Source organism: Micromonospora sp. RB23, assembly GCF_053585025.1.
The window spans coordinates 2,861,335-2,883,563 of the sequence record NZ_CM132111.1; the positions used below are offsets into that span (position 1 = coordinate 2,861,335).

Here is a 22,229-nt window from a genome sequence, read left to right on the forward strand (position 1 = left end):
AGCCGCAGCGTCACATGCTGTCGTCCCGAAGGCGGTAAGCGGCGGCGAGGTTGTTCCGTGACTTCAGGGTGTCCGGGTGCTCGGCTCCCAGCACCCGCTCACGTGCGGCCAGGGTCGCCTCGTACAGCGGGATCGCCTCATCGAACCGCCCCGTCGCGTTGTAGGCGGCGGCGAGGTTGTTCCGTGCCGTCAGCGTGTTCGGGTGCTCGTTGCCCAGCACCCGTTCGTACGCGGCCAGGGTCGCCTCGTACAGCGGGATCGCCTCGTCCAACCGCCCCGCGGTGTCGTAGACGGCGGCGAGGTTGTTCCGCGACATCAGGGTGTCCGGGTGCTCGGCTCCCAGCACCCGCTCGCGCGCGGCCAGCGTCGCCTCGCACAACTGGATCGCCTCGTCCAACCGCCCCGCTGCGTCGTAGGCGGCGGCGAGGTTGTTCCGTGCGGTCAGCGTGTTCGGGTGCTCGTTGCCCAGCACCCGTTCGTACGCGGCCACGGTCGCCTCGTACAGCGGGATCGCCTCACCCGTCCGCCCCGCCGCCTGATAGGCGTAGGCCAGGTTGTTCCGCGACATCAGGGTGTCCGGGTGCTCGGCTCCCAGCACCCGCTCGCGCGCGGCCAGCGTCGCCTCGTACAGGGGGATCGCCTCATCCGACCGCCCCGCCGCGTCGTAGACGGCGGCGAGGTTGTTCCGTGCGGTCAGCGTGCTCGGGTGCTCGCTGCCCAGGACCCGTTCGTACGCGGCGACGGTCGCCTCGTACACCGGGATCGCCTCCTCGGATCGCCCCGTCGCGTTGTAGGCGGCGGCGAGGTTGTTCCGCGACAACAGGGTGTTCGGGTGCTCGTCGCCCAGCACTCGTTCGTATGCGGCCAGCGTCGCCTCGTACAGCGGGATCGCCTCACCCATCCGCCCCGCCGCGTTGTAGGCGAGGGCGAGGTTGTTCCGCGACCCCAGGGTGTCCGGGTGCTCGTCGCCCAGCACCCGCTCGCGCGCGGCCAGGGTCGCCTCGTACAGCGGGATCGCCTCGTCCAACCGCCCCGTCGCGTTGTAGGCTCCGGCGAGGTTGTTCCGTGCGGTCAGCGTGCTCGGGTGCTCGCTGCCCAGGACCCGTTCGTACGCGGCCACGGTCGCCTCGTACAGCGGGATCGCCTCACCTGAGCGCCCCGCCGCGTCGTAGGCGTGGGCGAGGTTGTTCCGCGACAACAGGGTGTTCGGGTGCTCGTCGCCCAGCACCCGCTCCCGCGCGGCCAGGGTCGCCTCGTACAGCGGGATCGCCTCATCCATCCGCCCCGCCGCGTTGTAGGCGGCGGCTAGGTTGTTCCGCGACAACAGGGTGTCCGGGTGCTCGTCGCCCAGCACCCGCTCACGCACGGCCAGCGTCGCCTCGAACAGCGGGATCGCCTCACCCAGTCGCGCCGCCGCCCTGTAGGCGTAGGCCAGGTTGTTCCGCGACACCAGCGTGTTCGGGTGCTCGACACCCAGTCTTGCGACGGCAGCGGCGTAGACGTCTTCGCCCTGGTCGATAGCCGCCGGGTACGAACCTTGAGCGGTGTAGTGGTACGTCAAACCATTGTTGACACCGACTACGTGGGCACTCAGACCGTCGCTCATCTCGGCGATCACACCGAGCGCTTCTCTCGCATGGGGGGCGAGCACCTGCCACCCCTTCCAGTCGGCAGGCTCAGCCGGATGCAACCCTGCGCTCGCGGCCACCACCAGACCGGCCGCCGCCGCTATCAGCGACGATCGCTGCCCCTCGCGGGCGGCTCGCCATCGGCACACCTCGACCACCAGCGGATGCACCAGCAGCCCATCGCCCGAACCGTCCCCCTCGGCCGGCGCCCCGTCGAGAAGGCCCACCGCGTGCAGGCCCGCCAACCCGGCCGCCATCTCCGCGCGCCCCTCGTCCCCGTCGGGAAGCAGTCCTGCTTCCGACAACACCGAGGGGTTCAGCATCGCCATCGGCACCATCGCGCCCGGTCTCAGGAACGACAACACGCGCAACAGGGCGCGCGCCCTGACGCGGCCCTGGCGCTCCAGGGCATCCAATGAGATCTCCCACGTCGACATGATGAGCCGACGCGGATCCTGTGCCCCCCACCCGGGCGCCCCCTCATCCACCACGCTCAGCGAGCGATCCGTCAACAGGCGCAGGTAGCCGTCGAGCCCCACCGCGGCCATGCCCGAACCCAGGTACGACCCCGCCAGGTGTACTGCCAACGGCAGCCGGCCCAACCGATTCGCCACCGCCGTCGCCACCTCGAGCAGCTCCGGCTCGTCCGCACGGCCTATCCGGTCGAGCAGCATCAACGCCGCCGCGTGCTGATCCAACTCGCCAAGCGGAAACCATCCCGCCCGATGCCCCCACACCGCCCGATCAGTCACGCGGGTGGTCACCAGAACGACACCGGTACCGGCGGACCTCAACCAACCGCTACCGCCCGCCACACTCGTACCACCCGGGGCCAACACCTCAGGCGCGTCGGCATTGTCAATGACCAACAACCACCTGCCGGGCAGTCGGTTCAGGCGACCCCACACCACCCCCGCCAGCGCCAGATCCGAATCGGCGTCCTTCACCTCCTGCGCCGAGGCTCCCGCTTCTCGCGCCACGGCCGACATGCCGGCCACCAGTGTCGCCCCGTCCACGGCCGACACCCACCACACCCGCCAGCCGGACGCCTGAGCCTCTCGCGCCGCCGTCAACGCCACGGTGGTCTTCCCGCAACCACCCATCCCCGCCACGACCCGAACCTGCGGCGAATAGACAGTAGGCGATGCCACGAGGTCACTGACCACACCGTCGCGTCCCCGGACGGCGACCGGCAGTTCCCCCAGGGGTGCACCCACCACACCGGAACCCCTAGGTAGGCCGTCGTCCTCTGGGGCCGGCGAAACATCGCCATCGGAATCGGCCACAAGTGAAGAGCCGGCGCTACGAGGATCGCGCTCGCGTTGCACCGACACCGCCATGACGCTCAACATCGCGAGTACCACCGTCAGGACCAACACCGACGGGAACGGGTAGTCCTGGATCACGTGCAGACCCCACGGCCACCGTCGCTCGTCACTGCTCGCCGCGTTGACCGCCAACGCCACCACCGTGGTCACGATCGCCACCAGGACCAGCACCAGAACGAACAACAGGGCCACAAACCACCGCGACCACGGCTGACCCCGAAAGCTCACCGTCACTCCCCGGCACGATCACATCACCAAAAGCTGAACGCCCATTGAACCGCATCATCCCAAGGACGGCCCATCCGCCAGCAGACCCGGCGAAACCCGCCCAACGGCCGACCACCACAAGCCAGACGTTGTCGCGCCGCATCGCGGCTCGCCGCTGGCTGCCGGAGTGCATGCCCGGAGAGCCGGCGACACGGCTCACCACCCTCAGGTCCAAGAAACCGGGGACGGTACGCCGCTCAGCGTCCAGGCGGGGACCACGCAGCATGCGCGATGGCAGCCGGGGGCCCACCTGTCGGCCCGGCATGGGACGCTCAAGTTCCGCGACCAACGGGCCACCCCGTGTGGCCCCCGGACACCTACCCCCGCAGCCGCACGATCCGTGGCGTGACAGCACGGCAGCCCCAACCTCACACCCCTTGTGCCCGGAGGAACGTAGACCATGGACCACGCATCTCAGCTCATCCAGGAGCGGAGTGCCCCGCCGGCCACGCTGGTGATCTTCGGTGCCTCCGGTGATCTGACCCGGCGTAAGCTGCTGCCCGCAGTGGAGAGCCTGGCCCGGCACGAGCGGCTCCCGGATCAGTTCGCGCTCGTCGGTGTCGCGCGCACGTCGATGACCGACGAGCAGTTCGCCGAGAGCGCCCTCGGCGACCGCACCCTCGCCAGCAAACGCCAACTCCAGGGCGGCGTGCGGTACGTGGCCGGTGGCTACGACGACCCGGAGACCTACAAACGGCTCGTGGAGACCCTCGACGAGCTCGACGCACAGCGGGGCACGTCCGGCAACCGGCTCTTCTACCTGTCCACCCCGGCCGGGGCCTTCGAGCCGGTGATCAACGGACTGGCCCGAGTCGGGCTCAACCAGCCGCGCGAAGGCTCATTCTCCCGCCTGGTCATCGAGAAGCCGTACGGGCGCGACCTGGGCACGGCCCGCGAACTCGACGGCGTCGTGCACAGCGCCTTCGACGAGCACCAGGTCTTTCGTATCGATCATTACCTGGGCAAGGACACCGTCCAGAACGTGCTGGCACTGCGCTTCGCGAACTCGATCTTCCAGCCCATCTGGGATCGTTCCTGGGTCGACCACGTGCAGATCACCGTCGCCGAGACCCTCGGCGTCGGCAGCCGCGGCGGCTTCTACGAGGACGCCGGCGCGATGCGGGACATCGTGCAGAACCACGTGCTCCAGGTCCTCGCGCTGGCACTGATGGAGCCGCCGGCCTCGTTCGAGGCCGAGGGCCTGCGCAACGAGAAGGTGAAGCTGCTGCAGGCGATCCGCCTCCCCACCGACCGGGACATCGCCGAGTCCGCGGTCCGGGGGCAGTACACCCGGGGCGGCACCCGCGAGGAGTTGATGGCCGGCTACCGCGAGGAGGTCGGCGTCGATCCCCTGTCGCGGACCGAGACCTACGCGGCCATGCGGCTCAACGTGGACAACTGGCGCTGGGCCGGGGTGCCGTTCTACGTACGCACCGGCAAGCGTCTGCCGGCCCGGCTGACCGAGGTGGCACTACAGTTCCAGCGACCGCCGCACCTGCCGATCCCGACCGACCAGCTCACCGGCCTCGATGCTGACGCGCTGATCCTGCGGATCCAGCCCAACGAGGGCATCTCGCTGCGCTTCGGCGCCAAGGTTCCGGGCCACTCGTTCCGGGTCCGTACGGCCACCATGGAGTTCTCCTACGACCAGACGTTCGTCGAGGAGTCCCCGGAGGCGTACGAGCGCCTGCTGCTGGACGCGCTGATCGGTGACGCGTCGCTGTTCATCCGCAGCGACGAGGTGCAGCAGTGCTGGCGGATCGTCGACCCGATCGTCGACAACTGGGCGAAGGACAACTCGCCGATTCCCACCTACGAGGCCGCCTCCTGGGGCCCGACCGACGCCGACCGGCTCATCGGCCGGGACGGCCGCACGTGGCGCAACTCCACGTGACCGCGCCACAAGGAGGATGACCGCGCCGCTGCCCGATCGATCGCTCGGTCCCACGTCGACGGGCGGCGCGGTCTTTTCCACACATCACCTTTCACGCAGTCCAATGAATAATGCTCAGCTATTTCTCGGGCTATTCATTTCACCTCGGAAACCGTTGCCGCGTCGTCATTCCGACATTCTCCCTGAACGCTCTTATCATCGGCGCCCACGGCCCCCTACCGTGGATTCATGCACACCAGAACTGTCCCGCGCCCGTGCGCGCCGGCACTCGTCCTCCCGACTGCCCAAACGGCTTCTGAGCGAGTAGCGGCATGACGGAATCGCCAGCCCTTGACGAGGCGCTGGTGACCGAGACCGCCCGGGTCATGCTGGATCGGGTCGCCATTGTTGAACCCGAGCAGGTCGCCGCGGAGCGCCGAGTTTTCGACGTCCTGCGGACGGCATATTTCGCCAACCCCGCGCGGGCGCTTGCCGGTGACGACGGTGGCGGTCAGTTGAGCTTCGGGCCGCCGGGTGTCGAGGAACTTCTGACTCCGGTGCTCATGGCCGCCTCTGCGGAGGTGATCCGGTATCTGGCCGATCGTGGTGTCGTCCTGACGCGGGCGGGCGTGCGCCGGGCGCTGGGCAGGCCCGCCGACACCGCGGCGGTCACCGACGATCCGGTCGACACGCTGCCATCGGTGGCACCGCTGACGCCGGAGCAGTGGCGGGAGGTACGCGGGGTCGTGACGCGCGCTCTCGTCCAGCACGGTCGGATATCCCCGCACCGCGCCGCGCTGATCGCGGCGGCGATCGTCGGCGACGGAACCACCGGCCAGGAGCCGGCATGAGCGCCGATACGACGGTGAGTCCCGACGATGGACCTGCGATCGTCGCCGGTAACCCGGCACCACCGTCGCGCCAACACCGGTGGTGGAAGGCCCGAACCGACATACGCTTCGCGACCCTTATGATGGCGGTGCTCGCGTCCAGCGTGGTGGCCCTGACGACCGTGTTCCTGTCGCTGCCCGCGACGGAACGGCTCAACGACGACCAGGTGGACCCGTGCCTGCACGGCATCGCCGCGAGAGTCGCGAGCCTGCCTACCCAGTACGACCAGGCGACCACCGGCACGTACCTGATGCAGCAGTGTCTCCGACCGTTCTTCGCGGCGCAGGCGACGACGGTCGGCATCGGGCTGGCCGGCCAGATCGGTCTGGCGGGTCTGCTGTACGCCCTGCATCCATGGTGGCTGACCCGGCGGCGCCGGCTGGTGCCCCTCCCCGCCGACCGCAACGCCGACGTGCTTGCCGACCTGGCGATGCTCGTGCGGCAGGCCGGCCTGCGGCGCCAACCGACGTGGCTGCTCGCCCCCTATGCCGCAACGCACGGAGGTCAGGCGTTCGGGCTTCCCCGACGCCGACGGGTGGCTCTGGACGTCGGGCTCCTGGTGCGCTTCGACACCGATCGACCAGGTTTCCGCGCGGTGATCCGTCACGAACTCGCTCACCTGCGTAACAGAGACGTGGACCAGGCATACCTGACGATCGCCATCTGGTGGTCGTTCGCGCTCCTGGCGCTGGCGCCGTTCGTGCTCCTCTCCTTGTTTCCCGACCTGCTGCGGCGGCCGTTTCCTGCCCCCCTGCTGCAGATCGGCGACGACCCCGGCCGGTTGACGCACCGCCTGGTCACCGTGCTGGCTCTGGCCGCCGTGGTGTACCTGGCCCGCAACGCCATCCTGCGGGCTCGGGAGACCCACGCCGACGTGGTGGCCGCGGAGTCCGACAGCGACGGGGCGCTGCCGAGAGTCGTGGCGGCTCTGCCGTGGCCGCGGAACCCGGGGCGGCGCCCGGTGGCGCTGCTCTCGTGGGGCGGTCGGTCCCGCTACGGCACGCACCCGAGTCCCGCCGAGCGGGCCAGGACGCTCACGGATACGGGCCGGCTGACCCGGCTGGGCGGGTGGGAGATGGCCGGTATCGGGCTGACCGCGGGCCTCGCGCTGCGCGGCGTCAGCCTGCTCGGCGGCAACCTGCTGGGCTCGCGCTTCTTTGCCATGACGCTGGTCGCGTTGCCAGTCACCACGATGCTGACAGCCATCCTCACGACGGCTGTCAGCCGGCACCCGGCAGCGACCCGCCGACGGATGCTCCTGCTACCGGCGGCACTGAGTGCCGGGGTGGCTGCCAGTGGACCACTGTCCATGGGGGCGATAGAGACCAGCGTCACCGGTGTCGTCGACGAAGGAGTCGGTCTCGGTGCCTTCGTGGTGAGCACCGTGCTGCTACTGATCGGCCTCACACTCACCGCGGCCTGGGTGTGGTCCGTCCAATATGGGCAGCGCGGTCGGCTGGGCGTCCGGGGGAAGCGCGCCATCGTGATGACCGCGATCGCCGTGAGCGCCCCACTGTTCGCCCTGTGGTACTGGATGTCCTTCACCGGCGGCATCATGGTGAGCTTTCGGCCCGGTCCGCCGGATCCGGGTTGGCAGATCGGCTGGTACGCCGCACTCGCCGACTGGACCGGCCGGACGTTCATGTTCCGGACCCAGGTGATGCAAACTCCGATCACCTCCGCCGGCATGGTGCTCCTGTGGGCCGTCCCCGCGGTCGTCCTGCGCTGGTGGCGTCGCGACGAACGTCCCACCGGCCTGCGCCGCGCTCTCCTGGTCGGGGTGGGCGCCGGATTAGCCGTGGCCGCCGTCGGTGTGGCCCTGCCGTTCGCCGCGCGTGCCGCACTCCCTGCCGAGATCCTGCATGCCCCGGCGAATCTGGAGTGGGACGCGAACCCGGGTTTTGTGCAGGTGTACCACAACGTCTACACCGCCCTCGCGGTACTGGGTCAAGCCGTGGCAGCCGGTTTCGTCGCGGCGGGCCGCACCCGCCTGCGACCCGTGTTCGTCCCGGTGGCGGTCTGTACCACCGCGGTCCTGGCCACCCTGGGGCTCTACGTCAGCCGGGCGGTGTCGTCCTGTGTCGGGCTGACCGGCGTCCAGCAGACCACTCTCGCGCAGCCGTGTGACGGCCGGCTCCTGCTGCTCGACCACTACGTCGGTTTCCACTTCCACAGCATCATCAGTTGGGGCGCCATCGCAGCGGTACTCGCAGCCCTGGTCGGCGCTGCGGCGAGAGCCCTTCTCCACGTTCGAGCGGGCACCACTCGGGAAGCGGTGGTGACCAGACACCCGGGCCGGCCGACGATCGCCGCACTCGGCATCCTGGCCCTGCTCGGGATGAGCGCTGCCGCCGCCGAGGCCCCCAGTCATTACCAGCATTGGAAGCCGAACCCTCCACTGGAGGTCCCCGACCCCGGCCCACCCGTCATCGATTCCTGCGTGATCGGTGCCTGGCGGGAAGTCGTCAACGAGACAGACCTGGCTCCATTCGGCTCGATGCGCTACCGGTTCACCGGCGCCGGCGCCACCCAGACCTTCCACGCTGACGGCACCGTGATCCTCGACCACGGCACGGGCGTCACCTATGCGGCAACCGTCGACGGTCGTCGCGTTGCGCTGACCCTGACGGGCCAGACCACCGCCCGCTACCAGATCCGTGACGGCACGATCGCCTACTACGACGCCTCGTCCAACGGCACGCGGGCCTGGAGCATCGACGGTGCCGCCCAGGGACCGGAATCACCCGAATCCTCGGTGTCGCTGTCACCCGACAGGTACGACTGTGCCGGCGATACCCTCGTCCAATCCTCAGTCCACGACGACGACAGCTACCGCATCGAACTCCGTCGGGCCGTCGACTAGGGCTACCGAAACGTCCACCTAGTGCCCGCGTCGGCAAGCGAGGACCTCAAGCTCAAGTGGCCAGTCGCAGCCAGGTCAGCACGGCCAGGACACGCTTGTTGGTGGTGGCCCGGCCCTCGCCGGGCAGGCTGATGCCGAGCTTGTCGAAGATGCGGCCCGAGTGGTCCTCGATGGTGCGCTCGGTGAGCGAGAGCCGCTCCGCGATGCCGACGTTCGAATAGCCCTCGGCCATGAGCTTCAGCACCTCGGTCTCCTGGCGGGTCAGCGAGTCCAGCGCGCTGTCGCGCCGGGCCGGCCGCAGCAGGCGGCTCGCGACCGAGCGGCCGAGCACGGGCTCGCCGTCGACCAGCCGGGACAGTTGTGGGCCCAGCGAGACGATGTCGACCTCGTCCTTGCGCAGGTAGCCGATGCCGGTCTCGAAGTCGCGGAGCAACTGGATCGCCTGCGTGGTCGCCGTCTGCGCGGACAGCATGAGGATCGCCGTGTCGGGGCAGTCCCTCTTCACCGTACGGGCGACCTCGATCCCCTCCTCCTCGGAATCCTCGGAGAGCCGCACGTCGATGATTGCCACGTCGATCCGGTGGCCCCGCACACCGATGACCAGTTCGCTCCCCGTCGCCGCTTCGACGAGCACCTCGTGACCGCTGTCGCGCAGGCACCGGGCGACCGCCGTACGGAAGATGGCGTGGTCGTCGGCGATGGCGATTCTCATGACGCTGCTCCGATCAACGGGATCGTGACGGTGAGCCGGGTGCCCTCTCCGGCGCGGCTGGTCAGCTCGAGGCGGCCGCGCAACGCCCGTACCCGATCCTCGACACCGTGCAGGCCGCCGCCGAGCGTCACCGTGGCACCGCCCCGGCCGTCGTCCTCGACCTCGCCGACGATCGCGTCGTCGGAGGCAGCGACCCGGACCTGCACCGACTCGGCCCTGGCATGCTTCATGACGTTCGTGAGGGCCTCGCTGAGGATGTAGTACATCGCCAGTTCGATACGCGGGGGGAAGCGGCGGGTGGGCACGTCGAGCTTGATCCGCCGGCCGAATCCCTCGGCGGCCTCCTCGAGCGCCCCGGCCAGCCCGTCGTGGGCCAGTGAGGTGGGATGCAGTCCGCGGCTGATCGACCGGACCTGCTCGATCACGGCGACGACACGGTCGTTGCACTCAGCCAGCCGGTCGAGGGTGGCACCCGGCGGCACCAGCCCGAGCAGCCCGATCAATTGCAGGCGCAGGGCGGCGAGCTCCTGCTGCACCCCGTCGTGCAGGTCGCGCGCGAGCTCCTTGCGTCCGTCGTCCTCGGCGGCCATCAGCCGGTCCTGGATGTTCCGCATCTCCTCGGCATGCACGAGCTGCATCTGCACGGCCTGCAACGCCGACGACGAGGCGTGCAGAGCGGTCCGCAGGGCCGGGTCGTGCTCGGCCTCGGCGGCGCTCAGCACGCAGACCGCCAGCGGATCCCCGGTCGGCGTCAGGATCTTCACGCCCGACACCGACTGCCGCAGGCGCCCCGCCGTGTCGACGTAAGCGGCCGCGCCGGGGATCCAGTACTGGATTTCGAGCGCCGGGTCGTGCAGCACCACCCGCAGCGCCGACTGCACCGAGTCGGGGGTCGCATGACCGATCAGGGTGACGAGCCGGGCGGCGACCCTGTTCTCCTGCCAGGCTGCGCGCAGCGCACCGGCGAACAGGGTCAGCGGCAGGACGATCGCGGTCGTGCCCTGGGCGCCGCGCGACGACATGATCGCGTCGACCGAGCTGCCCGTACCCATGATCGGGTATTGGACGACGGCGGCGGTCACCGCGAAGACACCGCTGACCACGATCATGGCCGTGCTGTTGCGCGGGGCCGGCCTTCTCTGCTGCAGGACGAGCACCAACACGAAGGTGAGGGCGAGGACCACGTACAGGATGGCGCCTGCCTCGGTAACCGCCGACCCGACCCGCTGCGGCACGTCGAGGTTGAACCACAGCACGTCCGGCGCGTAACCCAGGCGCTCGGGCGGGACGGTCAGGCAGATCGCGGTCTGGGACAGGACCAGGAGGACGAAGGCCTCGATCACCCAGGCTCGCTCGTACCAGCGGTCGAAGCGCGGGCGGCCGTGCAGCAGGATCCCGGTGCCGAGCGTGAAGAAGAAGAACGACTGCGTGTACTCCCCGATGAGCGGGTAGACGCCGGTGTTCCGGGCGAGTACCCAGCCGACCGCGAAGAGCACCGCGGCAGCCAGGAGCAGCAATCCGGTACGCGGGCTGCCTCCGCGCTGGGCCAGCAACAGACCTGCGCCGGCGAGCAGGCCGGAGAGGACCACCGCGAGGGCGGCCGGGATCGGATGGTTCACCCAGTAGGGCCAGGCGACCGGCAGCGGGATCAGGCCGACGCCGACGGCGATCAACACCGGGAGCGCGGCCGGCGGCAGCGTCCGGGGAGGACGCTCGTGAAGGTACACCGGATGCACCTCCGCATCGTGCTCGGCGTTCGGCGGCAGCGGGAACCGGGCGTCCCCGGGGCGGTCCCGTGGAAAACCACGTCCATCCACCGTGCCCACCGGGCGTGCCGGCGGAAACCCCCGATCGGGCGACCCGCGTATCCACTATCGACAATCCTTGTTACCCACATGGTCCATGGCCGGTCCTCGAATCATCATGGATTGCACGTTCGAATGGAGAGGATCGACATGAAGAACAGGACCCGATCAACCATTCTCCTGTCGGCGTTCGTGGCTGTGATCATGCTCGGTAGCGCCGCTTACGCCGCTTATTCCTGGACGCGCCGGACGGCGGTGGACGTGCGGACGGCGCCGGTGATCGAGCCCAGCGTGAAGATCAGCGGTGCGGTGCGCGGGCTGCTGCCCGGCGGGAGTGCCATGGTCGTCGCCGTCATCGGCAACGGAAACGACTTCCCGGTACAGGTCACCAGCATCAAGGGTGGCAACACGGCGACCGGTGGCGGATGCCCCGAGTGGGCCGTCCGGGTCGTCGAGCCCGACACAAAGATTGTTGTGCGGGGCCGGTCGACCAAGAAGGTCCCCGTGCGGATCCGGATGGAGGAGTGGGCCGACGAGAAATGCGCCGGCCAGCAATTCTCCCTGGAGATCCTCACCACCATCTCGCCAGCGTAGGAGGGGACCGTCGTGGAAATCGCCGCCTGCGTCGCCGGGCTTCTTGTCGCCGCCCTGTTGAGCTGGCTCATCAACCAGCTGACGAGTTTCAGAGATCGAAACATGTTCTTTCGAATGCTGGTCGTGCTGGGGGTCGTCGTCCTCTGTGTCGCGTCCGCTCTGATCATCCAATGGCAGACGGCGCTCGGCGAGGTCGACAAGCCGGTCGCGGCGATCACGTCGCCGGTGGACGGAGCACACATCGACCGTCCCCAGGTGGTCGACGTCGAAGTCCGCCGAGGGCTGCCGAAGGGACACACGCTGTGGCTGGCCTACCAGAACGAGCTGGGCGGTCCGGTCGTCGTCCAGGCGGCGAGATGCCACATCATCCGGACCAGCGCCGACTGCGGTCCGCTCTACGTTGGCCACGACGAGCGTGACCGCGCCGCCTTCAAGGTGTTCCTGGTCGTGGCGGACACCCAGGCGACCGCGGAGTTGGCAGGCGACGGCAGCGCGGCCCAGCGTGAAGAAGGGATCAACGTGCTGCGGCCCGCCCTGCCCGACGGCACGGAGCGAGTGAGCATCACGCGGAACCTGGTTCTGAAGGACTGAGCAGGGCCGAGAGGGTGGCCAGGACCGGGTCCTGGCCGCCCTCGCCGCGTACCGGATCAGAGCTGGTCGGCGCGGTCCCGAAGCTGCGGGGCGGCCTTCGGGTGCAGATCGCCCGGGAGATGCTGGCCCGGGCGGCCGCGCTACTGCAGGAACTCGGCGTGTGGATGCTCCGGCGATACCGGGCAGACGTAGAGCTGCAGGTTGAACCCGGCGACAGACACCTGGCTCGGTCGCGCCGGGTCCGGGTAGACGTCACGTGAGCCGTCGTCTCTGTCCTCGTAGGGGATCCAGCTGTGGTTGCTGTCGTCCCACTCGGTCGAGGCGATCGTCAGCAGCGGCTCGAGCGGTGTTCCGCAGCTCTGGCAGGGCAGCGGACGAGGGTCGGTGAAGCTCCACGGCGCCCAACCGCCAACCTTCCAGCCCGGCGCGACCGACAACTCGTACTGGTAGAACGCCGACTCTGCCTGGTCGTACGCGCTTCCTGGGGCTGCGCCGGCCTTCTGTCGAGCGCTCCACTGCTCCACCTGCTCCCGCAGGTCCGGCTCCAGCTCCAGCGGGGCGGGATATTCCGTCACCTGCTCAGGATGGATGAGGCACGGTTGCGGCACGTAATCCTCATGTTGGACCGCAACGGGTTGCGGGGGATCGGCGACCACGTCGGTGAGCCGGGCCGAGGAGCGCCAGAACAGCGCCGTCCGGGGTATCTGCTGCTCGGGGTGGTCGAACGGGCACCACAGCACCTGCACCATGTCGGCGTGCTCGGGCACACGTAGCTGGGGCACGTCGCGAAGATGGAGCTGGGCGACGGGCAGCAACGCCACGGGCTCCTCGGGCCACGGGCGGCCACGATCAATACGGTCCACGACCTCCTGCTCCTGCGGTGTGAACAGCGTGCCACTGGCAGGACGGTTGTTCGCAGCCGTCATGATCTGCCGCAGCAGTCCCACATCCTGCACCGTGGTCGCCGGTCGGCCGTCCGGCTGGTGCGGACCGTCGCAGAACGGCCACGGCTCGGTGGCCGGCCACAGCAGCGGCCCGCCGACCGAGCTTTCGCGAACCGACGGTGCGCCGGGACGCGGGTGCAGGCGTGTCGTCGTGCGTGCCAGCGGCGCCAGCTGCGGGAACACCACCGCGATGTCCGCCGGCCGAGGCGGGGTGCCGCGGGGGGCGTCGGTTGCCGGGCCGGGACCGTCAGTTTCCAAGGTTGACCACCGCTCCGTTGACCGTCCGATTGTTCGGCACGATACTGCCGCTGAAGAGGGGTTGCGTCGTGCCGTCGGCCCTCTGGACGGTAGCGCTCATGGTGACCGACGCCGGGATGGTACTGGTGGCGTCGCGGTACTGCGCTGTCACCTCGTAGTACACCGCCTCGCCGGCGTTCAACCGTCCCACCGCTGTCTGGGCGGTCTGCTCATATGTGCGCATGCTGGGCGTGCCGGTGTTCATCCCCACCTGCCAGCAGGGGACCAGGTTGGCCGCGATGCCCTTGCCGCCGAGGACGTTGGCGATGAGGTGGCACCGGGCGAGGCTGCCGCCGCCGTTTCTGGTGGCGAACAACTGGGCGTCCTGCCAGCCAGTGATGTCTCCCTGGGCGGCGGTCCCCTTCGCGGCGGGCCTGGTGATGCAGGCGGTCGCCTGGCTGGCCCGAGCACCGGGACCGCCCGGGGGAGTGGTGGTCTTGTTGCGGTGGGCCACCGGTTGTGTGGTGTTCACGATCCACCCGCCACCGCTGCCCTGCGCGCCCGGCGGAAGGGAACTCAGGCATGTGCTTCTGCTGGGCGACGGGGAGGCGGTAGCCGGTGCGGGTGACGCGCTCGGCGTGGGCGTCGGCTGCGGCCGGGTGCGGGCATCGTCGAGCCACTCCTGCAGCTCGTCGAGGATCCGTTGGACCTGCACGCGGGTCACCGCACGCGCCAGCACCTGAGCCTGCGCCGCGTAGACGTGCGCGCCGCGCTGAGTGCGCGCCCGCAGGTACCAGCTGGTCCAGGCGGAAGACACGTTGGTGCAGCTCAGCTGGCCGGTGGCGTTGACCGGCAGGGTGCCTGCGGTGGTGCAGCCGCCGACTGGTCTGCCATCACCGGTCATCGTGACGGTCATGGTGGCGCTGGCGGACTTGGGCGTCTGCAGGTCCCTGCCCACGAAGCGGCTGCTGATGGTGACGGTGATCCGGCAGGCGCCGGGACCGCATCCGGTGAAGCGGGCGCTGCCCTTGGCGGTGAACTGGTAGGACAGGTCGAACGAACTCTCCAGCTCCTTGGCGTTTCTGGTCAGGTCGCGGAACAGGGCATCCACCTCGGGTTGCCCCATGTCGGTCACGCGGATCCGTCCGGGCAAGGTCGGCGCCGCAGGTGCGATCCGGCGCCAGTTGACCTGTCGCGAACCGCCACTGTCGGCCCCGGCGGTGACGGTGTGCGCGGCGCCTCGCAGCTTTGGCATGCCGGGCGGTGACGGCAGGTCCGGCACCGACGGCAGACTCGGTAGATCAGGGGCTGAGGGAGCACCGGACCTGGTCGGGAAGGCCGGCAGGCTCGGCAGGGACGGGAGTGACCCACCTCCTTCCTTGGACACGATCTGCACCAGCCGATGCGGACGCTGCGTGCTCACGAAGATCTCGGCCTGAGCGGTGGTGGCCTTCCAGGTCGTCACCCCGTCCACCGGTGTTGTCTCAGCTGAACGCGGGAAAGTGGTGCCGTCGGCGCGGAGGCGTTCGTCGACGGCGTCGGCGAGCGACCCGGGCGTGAGAGGCTGCTGCGCGGCGAGGCCGGCTGCGGCTCCTCCGGTGAGCCACTTACCGGTCAACAGACTCGACTGCGCGCCGTCGGTGCCAGGGACCGCGAAGCCGTCGGGGAAGCGGACATAGGCCCTGCCGCCGATGCTCAAACTCTGCAGGTTGATGCTGCCGAGGGCGATCGTGCTCAGAGACTGGCCGGCGCTGGTCGCGCGTGTGGTGACCGCCATCCCCATCAGATCCGAGGTGTACTGCAGCGCGGGTGCCTGCCGCATCGCTTCTACGGCCGCGGTGAAAGCGTCCTTGGTGCTTACCTCGATCTTCTTGTCTCCGCCGGTACAACCGGTGAGCGCTAACAGGGCCACCGAGATGCCGCACAGAAGGGCCTGCCGCCGCCCGCTCATGATGTCCTCCCCGTTGGACCGACTGAGCCGCGAAACGCCAACGGTAGAGAAAGACTCCCGTGAGCGCTGTCCAGTACCTGACGGCCTCTCACGAAAGAGGCGGTGCGGTGACGCCTCCGCGGTGGACGGTCACCGCGCACTCCACAATCCCCTGCTCAACGCTTCCTGACAGCTTCCTGACACTCGATCCGTAGGTTGTCGCGCATGACGACACCAGAACGCCGCTGGCTGGGCGAGGGCCGACGTGCCCCGATCATGCTGACGTCGGCCATGCTTGTCCTCGGAACCGCTGTCTTAGTACCGAGCGCGGCCGCCGCCGCGCCTGTCTTCTCGACGGTCGCCACGGCGACGAGCGTGGCCACACATGAGCAGGCGACAACCGTCGCCGAGCGACAGACGGTCCTCGACTACTGGACGTCGGAGCGGCTCGCGGCGCTGAACGAGCCCCTGTCCGGCAAGCCTCCGACGAGTGGACCCGACGGCGCTCCCTGGACCCGGTCCAACGCCGTGGTGGCGACGGTCGGCCGGCTGTTCTTCACGAGCCAGGGCGAGGACTCGAGTTGCACGGCGACCGTTGTCGACAGCGCCAACCGGAGCACGGTGGTGACGGCGGGGCACTGCGTGCACAGCACCGATCTCCTCGGCGAGAACGGCGAGTGGGCGACACACGTGATGTTCGTACCGGGCTACCGGGAGGGTCGGGCACCCTACGGCAGGTTCGTCGGACGCATCGCGGTCGTCGACTCGGCCTGGACGCGGAACAACGGCCAGGACCCGAGATTCGACTCGTACGACCAGGCCTTCGTGGTCCTCAACAGGAACGAGCAGGGCCGGCGGGTGCAGGACGCGGTCGGGGCCGCGCAGAGCGTCGGCTTCGACCTGCCGGGCGGGCAGCTCGTCTTCCAGTTCGGCTACCCACGCGCCGCCTCGGACCCGGCCAAGGAGGGCCTCGCGGAGTACACCGGTCGTCGGCTCGCCTACTGCACGGGCCAGGCATGGGAGCATCCCGGTACCGCCGACTGGCCCACTCCCAAGGGCCAGTGGGGCGCCGCCTGTGTGATGGGCGGTGGCTCCAGCGGCGGCCCGCGCATGGCGAGATTCGATCCCCAGTCCGGCCGAGGAACCGTCGTGGGCGTCAACACCTGGGCCGACTACTTCGACGCCGCGCACAAGCCGTGCGAGTTCGATCACGAGGGATGTACCCGTCATCTGGTCGGCCCGCAGTTCACCTCGGTGATCACCAAGCCGCTGTACGACCGTGCCCAGCGGGCTCAGGCCGACGCCTGAATCTCCCGGCTGTGCTGAGTCCGGGCAGGTCGATCGTCGAGACGGATCGACCTGCCCGGCGGCGGGCCGAACGGCCGAGCCGGTCAGCCCGTGCCGAGACGGGGACGGGGGCTAGATGGCCGATTGGTCAGCCGATGCCGTCGACGATCGCGCCGAACTGATGGGCGAGCCGGAGGGCGCGGACGTTGTGCGGCGCGATGTGGGCCTGCTGAACACGGTGTCCGTGCGCGGCGGCCAGTCCGACCAGCCACCGGGCGACCGCCGTGCCGACGCCGACCTCCTGCCAGTGGTCGGCTACCAGAATCGCGACCTCCGGCGGCGCGGACCTCTGCCAGAGGAGATGGGCGAGGGCCACCAGGCGGTTCCGGTCAGGTGTCGAGACCAGGATGGTGTAGCCGTTGTCCGGATGGGTCAGGTGCCGCCACTCAGCCGCCCGGATCCGGTTCCTGCCGGCGTGGTAGCGGTCCGCCCGGCTCGCGGCGGAGCAGTCCCGCAGGTGGAATTGATTGACGAGGTCGAGATCGTCCGTCGTGGCGCGACGTATGCGCAGCCGGTGACCTGCCGAGGTGATCACCTCGGCTGCCTGCCGTACTGCTCCAGAACACTCATTCACCAGAAATCTCATTCACCAGAAACGCGGATACCGTCGGGCCGAGGTGGGAGCCTCCACGTACCGAGATGCTCGTGGCACACGACAAGTTCGGTGCTGACGCGATGATCCGGATCACCTCCGGTGTCGAAACCGCTGATGGCCGCGTCAGGAATCCTCGTACTCTTAAGGTTCTTTGAAGTTCTTCCGCGTAGCTTGATGCTCGGCAAACCGGCTCACTAACCTCATCCCGTCCGGATCACCCTCAGCTTCACGATCCGGGCGAAACATCCCCTGAGGAAAGTAGCCACCGTCATGAGGCTCTCCCGCCGTACCCTGCTCGGCTCCGCGATGGCCGGCACCGCGGCTGCCGTCACCGGCGTCTCGCTCGACGCTCTCGCGGCCAGTCCGGCCGCCGCCGCGGTCAGCCCGCCCGGCGACGTGGTCGGAAAGATCACCGTCGGCTACCAGGGATGGTTCACCGGGGCCGGCGACGGCAGCCCGTTGTCGGGCTGGTGGCACTACGGGCAGGACTGGCAGAAGACCCCCTCGCCGGTCAACGAGGCGCTCAAGTCCTGGCCGGACGTGCGCGACTACGACCGGGTGTACAAGACCGGGTACCAGAACCTGGGCAACGGGCAGCCGGCGTCGCTGTTCTCGTCCTACGACCAGCAGACCGTGGACACCCACTTCCGCTGGATGGCCGAGAACGGGCTGGACACCGCCGCGCTGCAACGCTTCAACCCGGTCGGCGGGGAGGGCCCGATCCGCGACGCCGTCACGATCAAGGTCCGCAACGCGGCCGAGGAATTCGGCCGCAAGTTCTACATCATGTACGACGTCAGCGGCTGGACGGACATGCAGCAGCAGATCAAGGACGACTGGACGAGCAAGATGAAGGCGTACACGGCCTCCCCGGCGTACGCGAGGCAGAACGGCAAGCCCGTCGTCGGCATCTGGGGATTCGGCTTCAACGACGCCAACCACCCGTGGAGCGCGCCGGTCTGCCTGGACGTCATCAACTGGTTCAAGGCGCAGGGCGTGTACGTGATGGGTGGGACGCCGACGCACTGGCGCAACGGCGACAGCAACGGCGACTCCCGGCCCGGCTTCTCCGACGTCTACCACGCGTACGACATGATCTCGCCGTGGATGGTGGGCCGGATCGGCGACGCGGCCGGGTCGGACTGGTTCTACACCAACGTGACGCTTCCCGACGTGCAGGACTGCGTGGCGCACGGCATCGACTACCAACCGTGCGTGCTGCCCGGTGACCTGCAGGAGCGCCAGCGTGCGCACGGCGACTTCATGTGGCGGCAGTTCTACAACGTGATCAGGGCCGGCGCGCCGGCGATCTACATCTCGATGTTCGACGAGTACAACGAGGGCAACCAGATCGCCAAGACGGCCGAGACCGCCGCGTTCGTCCCGGTCGGCTCGAAGTTCCTGGCGTTGGACGAGGACGGCACGAAGTGTTCGGCGGACTACTACCTGCGGCTCAGCGGTGACGGTGGCCGGATGCTCAAGGGCCAGATCGCGTTGACCGCCACCCGGCCGACCGCGCCGGTGCTCGGCTCCACGCCGACCCCGCCCGCCGCCGTCGGCATCCGGTCCCGGGCCAACGGCCGTTTCGTCGGGGGATCGCCGTTGGTCGCCTCGCTGACCTCGGCGTCGGAGACGTTCACCGTCGTCGACGCCGGCGGCGGTCTGGTGGCCCTTCGATCCAGCAGGACCGGCAAGTACGTCTGCGCGGAGCAGGCCGGCGCGGCGGCGCTGGTGGCCGACCGGGACGCGATCGGCGGCTGGGAGACGTTCACCCGGGTGGCGAACGCGGACGGCAGCGTCAGCTTCCGCAGCGGCGCGAACGGCATGTACGTGTGCGCCCAGGACGCCGGCGCCGGGGCGCTGATCGCGAACCGGACGGCTATCGGCCCCTGGGAGTCCTTCGACCTCGTCTAAGGGCCGCCCTGGCCTGCGACGGAACGGTTGTCGCAGGCCAGGGCCATCGTGCCCGGTGGTTCGTCAGGCTGGCACGTGCCCCGCCGTCCAGCACGTCGAGTGGCTGTGGCAGGCGACGTAGGCGGCGAGCGCGTCGTGCAGCGCGGCCAGGCGGGTCGCCGAGAGGCTGGCGGCGATGTTGTCGAGCTGGTGGGGGTCGGCGGTCCGGTTGTAGTACTCCCGCTCGCCGTTGGAGTACTCGACGTAGGTGTAGGTCGCTGTCCGCAGCGCCTCGTAGGTGCTCGGGCTGCCGTTGCGCCGGTCCTGGGCGTCGGGGTCGTCGGCCGCCTGGTTGGGGCCGTGGTGCTCGACCAGCGCCCCGGTACGCCAGTTCGGCGTCGACTCACCCTGCGTGAGGGGGAGCAGGCTGCGCCCGTCGACGTGCGTGCCGACGTCGGCGCCACCGATGCGTTGGAAGGTCGGCGCCAGGTCGACGTTCTGCACGATCTCGGCACGCTGGGAACCGGGCACGACACCGGGCCCGGCGACGACGAGCGGGACCCGCACGTCGGTGTCGAAGGCGGTCTGCTTACCGCCGGTCAACCGGTACTCGCCCATGTGGAAGCCGTTGTCCGAGCTGAACACGACGTATGTGTTGTCGGCGATGCCGCTGCTGGTGAGCTGGGCCCGCAGGTTGCCGATCAGCCGGTCGACGGCCTGCACGGACTGGGCGCGTTTGCGGAAGTTCGTGTCCAGGGTGCTCCTCTCCTGCGCGGTCAGCGGCCCGTTGCCGGCCAGCCAGGACGGCGGGTTGGTGGGCAGCCGGTCGTAGGCCGCGGTGCGCGGGGCGGTGAGTCCGGGGAAGTCGTCGAGGTCCTGGTTGGCCGGGGTGAACGGGCTGTGCGGGGCGAAGGTGGAGACTTCCAGCAGGAACGGCGTGTCGGCCGCCGCCGCCCGTTGGATGAAGTCCTTGCCCTTTCGGGACAGCACGTTGGTCAGGTAGTCGGCGGGTTGGCTGCCGTAGTGGACGACGGTGTGGTTCTCGTTCAGGTCGTAGTTGTACTCGGGGTACCCGTTGCCCGCCACGTACCACTCCGACCAACCCGGTGGGACGTACGGCTGCGACCCGCCCTGCGTGTCCGCCGGTAGGTAGCCGTTGAGATACTTGCCCATGAACCCGGTCCGGTAGCCCCTGCCCTGCAACACGGTCGCGAAGGTCCGGCTCTCGTTGCCCCGGCCCTTGAAGACGGCGAACCCACCGTCGGCGCCACCGTTGGTGAAGACGCCGGTGTCGTGCGGGAACTGGCCGGTCAGGATCGACGAGCGGGACGGGCAGCACAGCGAGTCGGTCACCGTGTAGTTGGTGAAGGTGACCCCCTCATCCTGGAGTTGCCGCACCTGCGGCAGGTACGGCACGAGGTTCCACGCGAGATCGTCGACGAGCACGAAGATGATGTTGGGGGCGGTGGGTGCCGGGGCCGGCTCCGCGCCGCGTGCCGGTGTCCATGCGGCGAGCAGGGCGAGCGCGGTCACGAGGGTGGCGGCGACGAGACGTCGATGGGTGATGACCATGCCGTCAAGCCTCGTCAAAATTTGTCAGCATCTATTCAACAGGTGGTGATGATCCGATCAACACCGTGCCGTGTCCGCCGGCAGGTGCGGACGAGCTGCACGTCAGCGTCCTCGGCTACGCGCTCGAGGGCGGCAGGACGGCCGAGGCGGACGGCAGCCGCCGGAACCTGTGGCTCGGCGGCGCGGACCTGGACGACTACGGCGAGGGCGCCTACTACCTGCACCTGCACCAGCCCTGCGGGTTCGCCGCGAGAGCCGGTTCTGGTGGAAGTTCCTCGTCGGTGCGGGAAGGATGCTCCTGTGCCACGGAACGAGCAGCCCGCTACGGAGATGCAGGCATGGCGTCCGAAACTGCCCGGCGTCACCGAGGTGCTCCATGCCCACCTCACCGATCATGCCTATCCCATGCACGCTCATGACACCTGGACGCTACTCATCGTCGACGACGGCGCGGTGCGCTATGACCTGCACCGGCACGAGCGCTGCGCGTTCGGTGAGCTGGTGACCCTTCTGCCTCCGCACGTTCCGCACAACGGTCGCTCGGCCAGCCCGGACGGCTTTCGGAAACGCGTGATCTATCTTGACGCGAGTCATCTGTCGGCCGACCTCGCCGGTCGATCGGTCGGCATTTCCAGCTTTCCTGATCCGTGGCTGCGTGGCGCCATATCGGCGCTGCACGGCGCATTTCTGCAACCCGGTGACGAATTGCGGGCGGAAACGCTGCTGACTCTGCTCACCGACAGCGTGCGCGCCCGCCTGGGGGAGCGGATCGTCCTGCCGGACGCCGATCCGAGGGCCGCCTACCTGCTTCGCGATCTGCTCGAGCAGCACGTTGCCGACGGGGTCTCGCTGTACGAGGCGGGTCGGCTGCTGCACTTCGACCCCTCGTACCTGGTCCGGGCGTTCGGCCGCGAGTTCAGCATGTCGCCGCACCGCTACCTGACCTCGCGCCGGGTCGACGAGGCGCGACGCCTGATCCTGGACGGGCACCCCCTGGACCGGGTCGCCACGAGCAGCGGCTTCTACGACCAGCCCCACCTGGCCCGCCACTTCAAGCGGATCCTCGGCGTCAGCCCGGGCGCCTTCGCCCGGACAGTCCGGCCGGGCGGGCAACACCCGGGCGCGTGACCCCGCCTGCCCGGGCGCGGCCGCGGACGTC

Annotated in this window: 15 protein-coding genes; 8 read left to right on the forward strand and 7 right to left on the reverse strand. The window is 69.3% G+C overall.

Annotation, left to right across the window (positions count from 1 at the left end):
- Positions 1-10 precede the first annotated feature (10 nt).
- Positions 11-3,184, reverse strand: coding sequence for a tetratricopeptide repeat protein (locus ACTFTM_RS13120; RefSeq protein ID WP_449566041.1), 3,174 nt, complete (start codon positions 3,182-3,184; stop codon positions 11-13).
- 439 nt (positions 3,185-3,623) lie between these two features.
- Between ACTFTM_RS13120 and zwf the strand changes: the two genes are divergently transcribed.
- The 3 genes from zwf (at position 3,624) to ACTFTM_RS13135 (ending at position 8,850) form a co-directional block, all read left to right on the forward strand.
- Positions 3,624-5,117, forward strand: coding sequence for a glucose-6-phosphate dehydrogenase (zwf, locus tag ACTFTM_RS13125; protein WP_449566042.1), 1,494 nt, complete (start codon positions 3,624-3,626; stop codon positions 5,115-5,117).
- Positions 5,118-5,428: 311 nt separating this feature from the next.
- Positions 5,429-5,947: a hypothetical protein gene (locus tag ACTFTM_RS13130; RefSeq protein WP_449566043.1), complete on the forward strand. Its 519-nt coding sequence runs from the start codon at positions 5,429-5,431 to the stop codon at positions 5,945-5,947.
- Between the two features lie 128 nt (positions 5,948-6,075).
- Positions 6,076-8,850, forward strand: coding sequence for a M48 family metalloprotease (locus ACTFTM_RS13135; RefSeq protein ID WP_449566044.1), 2,775 nt, complete (start codon positions 6,076-6,078; stop codon positions 8,848-8,850).
- Positions 8,851-8,902: 52 nt separating this feature from the next.
- Here ACTFTM_RS13135 and ACTFTM_RS13140 read toward each other — a convergent pair whose 3' ends face one another.
- Both ACTFTM_RS13140 and ACTFTM_RS13145 read right to left on the reverse strand, forming a co-directional pair.
- Positions 8,903-9,562: a response regulator gene (locus tag ACTFTM_RS13140; protein WP_449566045.1), complete on the reverse strand. Its 660-nt coding sequence runs from the start codon at positions 9,560-9,562 to the stop codon at positions 8,903-8,905.
- On the reverse strand, positions 9,559-11,289 hold the full coding sequence (locus ACTFTM_RS13145) for a sensor histidine kinase (protein WP_449566046.1): 1,731 nt from the start codon (positions 11,287-11,289) through the stop codon (positions 9,559-9,561). The genes ACTFTM_RS13140 and ACTFTM_RS13145 overlap by 4 nt, the downstream gene beginning before the upstream one ends.
- Positions 11,290-11,517: 228 nt before the next feature.
- Between ACTFTM_RS13145 and ACTFTM_RS13150 the strand changes: the two genes are divergently transcribed.
- Positions 11,518-11,961: a hypothetical protein gene (locus tag ACTFTM_RS13150; protein ID WP_449566047.1), complete on the forward strand. Its 444-nt coding sequence runs from the start codon at positions 11,518-11,520 to the stop codon at positions 11,959-11,961.
- Positions 11,962-11,973: 12 nt separating this feature from the next.
- Positions 11,974-12,552, forward strand: coding sequence for a hypothetical protein (locus tag ACTFTM_RS13155; protein ID WP_449566048.1), 579 nt, complete (start codon positions 11,974-11,976; stop codon positions 12,550-12,552).
- A gap of 140 nt (positions 12,553-12,692) precedes the next feature.
- Here the strand turns inward: ACTFTM_RS13155 and ACTFTM_RS13160 are convergent, their stop codons facing one another.
- Both ACTFTM_RS13160 and ACTFTM_RS13165 read right to left on the reverse strand, forming a co-directional pair.
- The gene (locus ACTFTM_RS13160; protein ID WP_449566049.1) at positions 12,693-13,682 is read right to left on the reverse strand and encodes a hypothetical protein; all 990 of its coding nucleotides are present in this window, start codon (positions 13,680-13,682) and stop codon (positions 12,693-12,695) included.
- A 61-nt stretch (positions 13,683-13,743) separates the two neighbouring features.
- Complete coding sequence (locus ACTFTM_RS13165; RefSeq protein ID WP_449566050.1) at positions 13,744-15,684, reverse strand: DNA/RNA non-specific endonuclease; 1,941 nt, start codon at positions 15,682-15,684, stop codon at positions 13,744-13,746.
- Between the two features lie 204 nt (positions 15,685-15,888).
- Between ACTFTM_RS13165 and ACTFTM_RS13170 the strand changes: the two genes are divergently transcribed.
- Complete coding sequence (locus ACTFTM_RS13170; protein ID WP_449566051.1) at positions 15,889-16,971, forward strand: trypsin-like serine peptidase; 1,083 nt, start codon at positions 15,889-15,891, stop codon at positions 16,969-16,971.
- Positions 16,972-17,098: 127 nt separating this feature from the next.
- Here ACTFTM_RS13170 and ACTFTM_RS13175 read toward each other — a convergent pair whose 3' ends face one another.
- A complete protein-coding gene (locus ACTFTM_RS13175) occupies positions 17,099-17,545 on the reverse strand; it encodes an N-acetyltransferase family protein (protein WP_449566052.1) in 447 nt (148 codons plus the stop codon).
- 330 nt (positions 17,546-17,875) lie between these two features.
- On the opposite strand from ACTFTM_RS13175, the gene ACTFTM_RS13180 reads away from it, so the two are divergent.
- The gene (locus ACTFTM_RS13180) at positions 17,876-19,519 is read left to right on the forward strand and encodes a lectin (protein ID WP_449566053.1); all 1,644 of its coding nucleotides are present in this window, start codon (positions 17,876-17,878) and stop codon (positions 19,517-19,519) included.
- A 63-nt stretch (positions 19,520-19,582) separates the two neighbouring features.
- Here the strand turns inward: ACTFTM_RS13180 and ACTFTM_RS13185 are convergent, their stop codons facing one another.
- Positions 19,583-21,070: a sulfatase family protein gene (locus ACTFTM_RS13185; RefSeq protein ID WP_449566054.1), complete on the reverse strand. Its 1,488-nt coding sequence runs from the start codon at positions 21,068-21,070 to the stop codon at positions 19,583-19,585.
- 330 nt (positions 21,071-21,400) lie between these two features.
- On the opposite strand from ACTFTM_RS13185, the gene ACTFTM_RS13190 reads away from it, so the two are divergent.
- On the forward strand, positions 21,401-22,198 hold the full coding sequence (locus ACTFTM_RS13190; RefSeq protein WP_449566629.1) for a helix-turn-helix domain-containing protein: 798 nt from the start codon (positions 21,401-21,403) through the stop codon (positions 22,196-22,198).
- Positions 22,199-22,229 lie beyond the last annotated feature (31 nt).

Bases quoted from the DNA above. Each gene is read 5' to 3' on its own strand.
- zwf (WP_449566042.1), top strand. From the start codon at position 3,624: ATGGACCACGCATCTCAGCTCATCCAGGAGCGGAGTGCCCCGCCGGCC.
- ACTFTM_RS13130 (WP_449566043.1), top strand. From the start codon at position 5,429: ATGACGGAATCGCCAGCCCTTGACGAGGCGCTGGTGACCGAGACCGCC.
- ACTFTM_RS13140 (WP_449566045.1), bottom strand. From the start codon at position 9,562: ATGAGAATCGCCATCGCCGACGACCACGCCATCTTCCGTACGGCGGTC.
- ACTFTM_RS13150 (WP_449566047.1), top strand. From the start codon at position 11,518: ATGAAGAACAGGACCCGATCAACCATTCTCCTGTCGGCGTTCGTGGCT.
- ACTFTM_RS13165 (WP_449566050.1), bottom strand. From the start codon at position 15,684: ATGAGCGGGCGGCGGCAGGCCCTTCTGTGCGGCATCTCGGTGGCCCTG.
- ACTFTM_RS13170 (WP_449566051.1), top strand. From the start codon at position 15,889: ATGACGACACCAGAACGCCGCTGGCTGGGCGAGGGCCGACGTGCCCCG.
- ACTFTM_RS13180 (WP_449566053.1), top strand. From the start codon at position 17,876: ATGAGGCTCTCCCGCCGTACCCTGCTCGGCTCCGCGATGGCCGGCACC.
- ACTFTM_RS13185 (WP_449566054.1), bottom strand. From the start codon at position 21,070: ATGGTCATCACCCATCGACGTCTCGTCGCCGCCACCCTCGTGACCGCG.
- ACTFTM_RS13190 (WP_449566629.1), top strand. From the start codon at position 21,401: ATGCAGGCATGGCGTCCGAAACTGCCCGGCGTCACCGAGGTGCTCCAT.